Annotated in this window: 2 protein-coding genes; both read right to left on the bottom strand. The window is 52.3% G+C overall.

Annotated elements, in window-relative coordinates; genetic code table 11:
• Window positions 1–218 precede the first annotated feature (218 nt).
• The gene (locus CG50_RS10865) at window positions 219–479 is read right to left on the bottom strand and encodes a hypothetical protein (RefSeq protein ID WP_081880392.1); all 261 of its coding nucleotides are present in this window, start codon (window positions 477–479) and stop codon (window positions 219–221) included.
• On the bottom strand, window positions 476–2,169 hold a 1,694-nt coding region (locus CG50_RS16560), incomplete at its 5' end, for a DUF637 domain-containing protein (protein ID WP_211248605.1). The genes CG50_RS16560 and CG50_RS10865, both read right to left, overlap by 4 nt.

Genomic DNA, 2,169 nt, shown 5'->3' with positions numbered 1-2,169 from the left:
GGAACCTGTTCAGATCAACCGAACCACCTCAGCTTGATGAATATGAGTATGTTCATCGAATGGATAGCGGATCGCCGACCAATCATCTTGCTCAGCCCAAACCAAGCTGTCGCCAGAAATCGCGAGAACCAGCAGTAACAAGGCCGTCGCAATAAAGTTAAGAAGGTCGACAAAGCGAGGGCGAAGCATAGTCGCCCATGCAAGCCGATCCCACACCATCACTGTGGCCCTTTCAAACGAGACCTGTTGATCAGGTCAAGCAGGCTCTCCAACTCAACCCCGTACTCGTTCGGCTCATACGTCGGCAATATGCCTTCCATCATAAACTCTGCATTGATCAGATCACAAAGAATATCAATTTCGGAAAAAGTCGCTGCTCCCTTTTCAAGATTATCGAAAGCCGACACATTCTTTCCTGCGTCTTTAAGACGTAGGTCTCTCAAAATTTCCTTCTGTCTGTCAGTTAACGCCAGCTTCATTTTCCAACACCTGCGGCACTTGTTCCCCACGTAGTGACTGCATTACCTTGTGGATTGACTACCACTGTTGCGTCTTGCCCGACATATCTAAAAGTCGGCCCATATTTGCTCGGGACATACTGAATAGCCGTTGGGTTCAAGAATGCATCATCGATTGCCGCTTGGCTAACACCTATCCCACCGTCTCGACCAGCAATCTGTTGGAGGGCATGATCCGAATAACTTGAGATTGAAGTTGGGGCTCGTACACCAGCAGCTTCCTCGGCGGAGAGTTGCATACTAAGCCTAGCCCCATTTACTGAGCTTGCTGCTCCCCCCTTTGTGGCTACCGTAACAACCTTAGCCCCACCGACTTCCGTCAGGTTATTGGTGAGGACGGTTGACGGAGATGATATTACACAGACGCCTTCTGTGGCGCAACTGGTGAGATTGGTAACTTCTGATGTTAACAATCCAGCCCTGCAGACAGAGTTTGCAAGACAGGCTGCGGCAACTTCCGGAGTGAACAGCACCGCTCCTGCAACGGCAATGACGCCAACGGCAGCCAAAGCACTTTTTTGTTCCGCCTCACTCCAGCCGGCCTCGCAGACCGCGTCGTCAATTCCGGCGCAACTGGTCTGAACCCACTCACCATGGAGTTTTGTGCTGCCATGAAGAGCGCTTTCTATATAGGTCTGTGCTGCCTCCCCCGGCTGAACAGCCCCGCTTAGTTCACTCCAGTAACTTGCGTAATTTTCGGTGATATAGTCCCAACCAGTGGTCGCGATATTGTTCAAGGCGCTATTGACGCAGGCGATGCTGTCGCCGCAAATCTCTGCGAGATTCTTATCTCGCAGGTCCGATATCTGCTCATATTTTTCAAAGATTGCTGAGGGATCATCGCAATATCCATCGTTTGCATCTTCACAAGCTTCGATTTCGGCAAGCAGAGCCGCCTGATCCTCGTGTGTGAGGTAGTTGTTCTCAACTAATGAGGCAGCGATGTTTCCGGCAAGGGAAACGTTTTGGGCGTCACCACCCGAGGTGAAATATCCGGTGATTCCCCCAAGGAGCTGAGCTGTGGAAGTGACGTTCGCAGACCAGGTGCTGTAGGCATCGTCGTAATCTTCGTCCGAATCGTAGTTGGCCCTGTCTGGGGTGGTTCCACTGAGTGTTCCGCTATAAATCGCCGCGGCTGCCGCTCCGGCTGTGCCAGCAGAACAGGCCCCCCCTTCGGCTTCGGCGACAACACAGCCGAGAGCCGCATGCGCGAGCACATGGCCAAGAGAGCCTTCGCCACCATGGATTGAATTGCCGTCTGCATCGACGAACTCGCTGCCAATCTCCGTCTGTAAGGCTGCAGCGGCACTGTTAATAGCCGAAGTTCCGAGCGTGGTCGCGAAGCTGTCCCAGAAATCCGTATCATAAATAGCCGAGGAGAGGCCTGAGGAAATGGCGCTATCAAGACCGCTTTTTATAAGCGTCGTGTAAGAGAGCTGACCGTTACCAAAGTTTGAGATCAGATTCTGACCGTAGATAGTTTTTGATCCGACGGCCTCGGATCCCAAAATATAGTTGTCAGCCAAACTTTGAAGTTCGGACGTCAGTCCTGCGAACGCAGCATCAGTGATGATGTCGTCAAGATCGAAATTACCCGTGAGGGCAACTTCCGTGGCGCTGGTGATGGCACTCGAGGTGACAGCCGCCTGCC

Origin of the sequence: Paenirhodobacter enshiensis (assembly GCF_000740785.1) — a bacterium.
Taxonomy (GTDB): domain Bacteria; phylum Pseudomonadota; class Alphaproteobacteria; order Rhodobacterales; family Rhodobacteraceae; genus Rhodobacter; species Rhodobacter enshiensis.
This window is presented reverse-complemented; position numbering and strand designations above follow the sequence as displayed.